Consider the following 5796-nt stretch of genomic DNA (forward strand, 5'->3'; position numbering starts at 1 on the left):
CCCCGCACCCTTCCCGCCGATGAGGTTGGAGAGCAGGTATCCCGCGGAGTCCCCCGGGTCGCTCGACCACCCCGTCCCCAGCAGCGACACCGGCAGCCGCTCGGGGTGGGCCGCCGTGCCCACCAGGCCCGCCAGCAGCAGCTGGGAGTTCTTCGTCCACTCGCCGGGGTGGGTCAGGTTGTACGGGTCCAGGGGGTTGAGCGTGCGGGCCAGTTTCAGGACGTCCGTGCCGCCGCGTACGAGGCCGCCCAGGACGTGGACCGAGTTGAGCTGGGTGCCGACGAACAGGTCCGCCGCGCCCGCGCCCAGGCGGTCGGTGAACTCCGGCTTGGGCGGGGCCTTTTCCAGGGCCGCGGCCACCTTGCGGGCGGCGTCCTGCGCCATGTCCGTGCGCTGGCGGCGGGCGACGGACAGGATCTCCCCCGCCTCCTCGCGGGCCGCCGTGCCGGGGTCGACGTAGTCGCCGGGCTTCGTCGGCTTAGCGCCCGGGTCGCCGCCCGCCTCGACGGTCGCGTTGTAGCGCTCGGCCGCCTGGTTGTACGCCGACACCTGTGCCTTGTACGCGTCCGCCGCCCGCCGGGAGGCGTTCTGCCCGGCCCGGTACGTGTCGATCGCCAGCCGCGCCTGCTCCTGTGCCCAGCGCACCATGTCCGCGTACGACTCCAGCGCGGCCGCCGCCGAGGTGCAGGCGTCCGCCGCCGTGAGCCACTGCTTGGGCTGGACGTCGAACTTCGCGCGGAACTCGTCCGCGGCCCTGCCCCGCCATTCGCCCGGGTCCAGCGAGCGCATGCCCTGGCCGACGTTCTCGAAGGCCGCAGCGAACCTGCGCAGATGGCCCGCGCGTTCGTGGAGCGCCCCCGGGCTGCCGTGGACCAGTTCCTTCGGGTCCTCGCTCTCGCCCAGGGCGCGTTCCGCCACCGTGCCGCCCAGGCGGTTGTCGACGCTCTCGCCGAAGTCGCGGACCTTCTCGGCCGTCCCGTCCGCGCCCACGTCCGAGAGCAGGCCCGCCGTCTTGTCCGTGCCCCAGCCGACCGCCTCGCCGACGCCCTTGTTCAGACCGTCCGCCGCGCTCTCCAGCCCGTCACCGAAGTCGTCGACCAGATCCCCGAAGCCCATCAGCCCTCATCCTCCGCGGAGTCCGCGTCGGGAGGCCCGCTCCACTGCCAGTCCGTGCGCGGGTCGAGGAACGCGTCCGGCGTCACCGTCGAGGTCGAGACGTCCTCCGCCGCCTGCGACCAGGCCGCCCTCACCTCGTCCCGACCGGCCGCGAAGGACTCCGCGCTGTAGTCCGCGTGCGCCGCCTGCGAGAGGGGGTTATCCTTGAGCGTCTGTGACCAGGAACGTTCCTTCACCTCGTCCGGGGACAGGTACGGGTTGCCCGTGCCGGCCGTCCACACCGTCTTCAGGGTGTCGGAGACGTACTGCTCCTGCTCGTGGTAGAGCCCCGCCGACAGCCCCAACCGGCCCGCGAACTCGTTCGCGTCCTGCATCAGGGAGCGCACGCCCCAGCCCCAGCGGTCGCAGAAGTCGGCGAACACCTGCTGGAGGGCGTCGTCGCCCGCCTCCAGGCCGGTCAGGGAGAGGTCGTCGAAACCGCGGCCGAGGTTCGCCTCGATGTCGAAGCCGAAGTTCTTCAGCTCGTCCATCGCCTGGTCGATGCCGCGGGTGATCCGTGCCATCGCCTCCGGATCGACCTGGTAGCCGTCGCTCACGCTGCCGACTCCCCCGTGTCGACCGCCACCGCGTCCGGCACGATCTCCGTCACCGGCGGCAGCACCAGGCCCGCCGGGCTGCCCGCGTCCACCGCGATGCCGACCGGGCCGCCCACCGCCGGCACCACCTGGTCCAGCAGCCGCGCCCCGTGCACCGGCACCCGGTCGGGCACGGCCTCACCCCGTGCCTCGGCGAACCGTTCCAGCGCGGGCACGTCCGTGAACGCAAACAGCCAGCGAATGCCGCCCGCCTCCGCCGACAGCAGCGAGCCGTCGACCACCGGCACCAGGACCTGCCTGCGCCGGAACTCGCCGATCTCCGCCTGCCGTTCCCGCAACGCCTCGGCGCTCACGCCGGCCGCCCCCCGTCGTTGACCTCATCGAACGTCGCACAAGTGAACGATGATGCTAGACGATTCGGCCGGCCGCCGCCCTCCGAGCCGGAGCCGCCCCCTGTGTTTCAGACAGCCGGTACCACGGTCACCGCCGACAGCCGGTGCACGTCCCGGGCCGTCCCCGTGACCCCGGACAGGAATCCCTGTGCGCGCGGCGAGGCCGTCTCCGTCAGCCAGTCGGGGTCGATGTCGCACACGGCCACGCGGACCTCCGTGCCGGCCAGTGCCAGCGGGAGGGTGTGGACGACCGTCGAGGGGAAGCTGAGGATCGTCCGGCCGATCGGGCCGCGGCGGGCGATCAGTTCGAGCGGGAGGTCCGGGCGGACGATCTCCAGGCCCGTCTCCACGGCCAGCCGGTGGAGCTTCTCGGTCGCCTCGCGGCGGTGGGCGAAGTAGCGGGTGGCGCCATGGGTCTTGGCCAGGCGGGTGACGGCCTCCAGATAGCGGTCGGCGTCCACCACGCCCGTCTCGACGAGGGACGTGCCCACCATGTCCGCGCCCTTGGTGATGCGCGGCGGGCCGAAGCGGGCGCGGGTCCAGGCGAAGGAGTTGACCGAGACGGTCACTCCGGCCGGGGTCTGCGCCATCGGCATCGAGGAGAAGATCTCGACTCCCCGGCCCTCCCCCGGCGTCAGCCGCTTGCGGGCCGCGGCGGAGATCGGGGCGAAGGCGAGGTCGCGGGGGCTCGGGCGGCCGCCCTTGCGGTGCCAGCGCACCAGCCGTTCGCCGCTGGCCAGTTGGGAGACGAACTCCATCGTCGCCGTGCCGTCGTCGACCACGACCAGTTTCGTGGCCCGGGTGATGGTCAGCAGGAGTTGCACATAGCGGGAGAACGGGTCGCCCAGGACCACGCGGTCCGCCCTGCGGAGCATGCCCGCGAGGCCGCCGATGGTCTGGAAGGGGGCCGCGGGGCCGCCCCTCGCCTCCTCCCAGCGGACCTCGTGGCCCTCCTCGCGGGCGAGTTCCGCCATCCGGCGCAGCTGGCCGCGGGTCATGGGGTCGGTCGGGGACAGCACGACGAGGGTGAGCTCCGCGCCGGGGGCGTGGGCGTGCGCCCACTCCAGCACGTTCAGCAGCTGGACCGGGCTCTCGACGAAGGCGAGAGTGTGGGTGCCGGTGTTCCCGGCGCGGGGGCTCATCGACGTACGACCGTCCCGTCGTAAGGCGCTCATGCGGCGCGCGTAATGAACGCCGGGTCCACGGCAGGGGTGAACGGCCGCCACGGACCCGGCACTTGGTGGCTCAGACCGAGACCGGCTCGCCCGCCGCCGCGGCGATCTCCGCCTCGGCGACCACACCGGTGACGCGGCGCAGCTTCTTCATGGGGCCGAGCTCGGAGTCGTAGACCTTCTTGACGCCGTCGCCGAGGGAGGCCTCGATGGTGCGGATGTCGCGGACGAGGCGCTGCAGGCCCTGCGGCTCGACGGAGGCGGCCTGGTCGGAGCCCCACATGGCGCGGTCGAGGGTGATGTGGCGCTCGACGAAGGTGGCGCCGAGGGCGACCGCCGCGAGGGTGGTCTGCAGGCCCGTCTCGTGGCCGGAGTAGCCGATCGGCACGTTCGGGTACTCCTCCTGGAGCGTGTTGATCACGCGCAGGTTGAGCTCCTCGGCCTTGGCCGGGTAGGTCGACGTGGCGTGGCAGAGAAGGATGTTGTCCGAGCCGAGGACCTCGACCGCGTGGCGGATCTGCTTCGGGGTGGACATGCCGGAGGAGAGGATGATCGTACGGCCCGTGGCGCGCAGGGCGCGCAGCAGCTCGTCGTCGGTGAGGGAGGCGGAGGCGACCTTGTGGGCGGGGACGTCGAACTTCTCCAGGAAGGCGACGGCCTCGGTGTCCCACGGGGAGGCGAACCAGGCGATCCCCTTCTCCTTGCAGTACTCGTCGATCTGGCGGTATTCGTCCTCGCCGAACTCCACGCGGTGGCGGTAGTCGATGTAGGTCATCCGGCCCCAGGGGGTGTCGCGCTCGATGTCCCACTGGTCGCGCGGGGTGCAGATCTCGGGGGTGCGCTTCTGGAACTTCACGGCGTCGCAGCCGGCCTCGGCGGCCACGTCGATGAGCTTGAAGGCGTTCTCCAGCTCACCGTTGTGGTTGATGCCGATCTCGCCGCAGATGTAGACGGGCTGGCCGGGGCCGGCGACGCGCTCGGTGCCGAAGGTGCGCAGACGGGAGTTGCTCATGGCGGGGAGGTGTCCTTACTTGTCGAGGGAGTCGAGAGAGGGGCCGAGGATCCAGCTGGCGATCTCTCGGATCGCGCCGTCGCCACCGGGGACGGTGGTGACCGCACGGGCGGCGCCGCGTACCACGTCGTGGGCGCTCGCGACCGCCACGGGCCAGCCCACGAGGGCGAAGCACGGGAGGTCGTTGACGTCGTTGCCGACGTAGAGCACGCGCTCGGGCGCGATGCCCTGCTCCTCGCACCACTGCTTCAGGGCGAGGTCCTTCCGGTCGATGCCGTGCAGCACGGGGATCTTCAGCTTCCGTGCGCGGGCGGCGACGACCGGGTTCTGCTCCGTGGAGAGGATCAGCATCTTCAGGCCGCTGTTGCGCAGGGCCGCGATACCGAGTCCGTCGCCGCGGTGCACGGAGACGAACTCCTTTCCATCGGCGTCGATCAGCACCCGGTCGTCGGTCTGGGTGCCGTCGAAGTCCAGGACGACCGCGTCCACGTCCTCGAAGGAGGGCAGCGAACCGGGGCGGTCCGCGTCGAAGAGGGGGGCCAGCGCGCGGGCGCGGGCCAGTTCGTGGTGGTCGTCGATCTCCAGCACGCGCGCGGGGTCGGTGCGCACGAGTTCGGTGCGGCCGAAGAAGCGGTGCTGGTGCTTGCGGAAGCCGGTCGCGTCCATGCCGTAGACGGCGCCGGTCTCCAGGAAGTCCTGGGGGCGGTCCTGGCGGCGCGGGCGGAAGGACTTGTCGTGGTTGACGCCGTAGCCGCCGCCGACGGCCGCCTCGGCCTCGCCCACGGTGCCCGCGCGGGCCTCGTCGTCGGCGTCGCGCCACACGAAGCCGTGGAAGGGGGCCACGGTCATCGCGGAGTCCGCGCCGTTGTCGACGAGGGCGCCGACCACGCCGTCCACGTCCTCGCGGATGATGAAGGGGCTCGTGCACTGGACGAGGAGCACCACGTCGACCGGGGCCCCGTGCAGCGCCTCGTGGGCGTCCATGGCGTGCAGGACGGCGGCCTCGGAGGTGGCGGTGTCGCCCGCGATGGCGGCGGGGCGCAGCACGACCTCGGCGCCGGCCGAGCGGGCCGCGGCGGCGATGGCCTGGTCGTCGGTGGAGACCACGACGTCGGTCACCAGGCGGGAGGCCCGGCACTCGCGGACGGCTCGCGCCACCAGCGGGACACCGCCGACGGGGGCGAGGTTCTTCGCGGGCACGCCCTTGGAGCCGCCGCGCGCGGGGATCACCGCGAGTACCCGGCGCACGGAGGCGTGTTGGCCGGTTTGCGGGTGGGACATGGGTTCAGCTCCTCGCAAAGGGCTTCGGAAGGTGGTCACAGCTCTCCCATCCGGCGGATCACCGGGGCCACTCGCTGCACTCCGTGGCGGTACGCCCCCCGGGCCGCGCGGCGCACGATCTGCCGGACCGGGCCCGGCTCCCTGTCGTGGGCCGGGGCGCCGGGCAGCGGGGTGCCGTCGGGGCCGAGGTGGTGGCGGGCGAGGATGCCGGGGAGGTAGCCGGGGGC

The 5796-nt window shown here is 72.6% G+C and carries 6 protein-coding genes and 1 pseudogene; all 7 read right to left on the reverse strand.

Annotation, left to right across the window (positions count from 1 at the left end; genetic code table 11):
* A partial coding sequence (locus tag EHS43_RS35380; RefSeq protein ID WP_369009063.1) for a putative T7SS-secreted protein occupies nucleotides 1-1116 on the reverse strand: 1116 nt, incomplete at its 3' end.
* Entirely contained in the window at nucleotides 1116-1712 is a 597-nt protein-coding gene (locus tag EHS43_RS35385; protein WP_125194723.1) for a hypothetical protein, read from the reverse strand. The genes EHS43_RS35380 and EHS43_RS35385, both read right to left, overlap by 1 nt.
* Nucleotides 1709-2065, reverse strand: coding sequence for an SseB family protein (locus EHS43_RS35390; protein ID WP_260470856.1), 357 nt, complete (start codon nucleotides 2063-2065; stop codon nucleotides 1709-1711). Before EHS43_RS35390 ends, EHS43_RS35385 begins: the two co-directional genes overlap by 4 nt.
* 107 nt (nucleotides 2066-2172) lie before the next feature.
* Nucleotides 2173-3246 carry a hypothetical protein gene (locus tag EHS43_RS35395; RefSeq protein ID WP_125194727.1) on the reverse strand — a complete coding sequence of 358 codons (1074 nt, stop codon included), beginning with the start codon at nucleotides 3244-3246 and terminating at the stop codon, nucleotides 2173-2175.
* 103 nt (nucleotides 3247-3349) lie between these two features.
* On the reverse strand, nucleotides 3350-4288 hold the full coding sequence (locus EHS43_RS35400; RefSeq protein ID WP_125194724.1) for an N-acetylneuraminate synthase family protein: 939 nt from the start codon (nucleotides 4286-4288) through the stop codon (nucleotides 3350-3352).
* Nucleotides 4289-4303: 15 nt separating this feature from the next.
* Complete coding sequence (locus tag EHS43_RS35405) at nucleotides 4304-5569, reverse strand: N-acylneuraminate cytidylyltransferase (RefSeq protein WP_125194725.1); 1266 nt, start codon at nucleotides 5567-5569, stop codon at nucleotides 4304-4306.
* A gap of 35 nt (nucleotides 5570-5604) precedes the next feature.
* A pseudogene (locus EHS43_RS35410) lies at nucleotides 5605-5796 on the reverse strand (hypothetical protein); the annotation flags it as partial.

It is taken from the genome of Streptomyces sp. RP5T (genome assembly GCF_003933965.1).
In the GTDB taxonomy this organism is placed as follows: domain Bacteria; phylum Actinomycetota; class Actinomycetes; order Streptomycetales; family Streptomycetaceae; genus Streptomyces.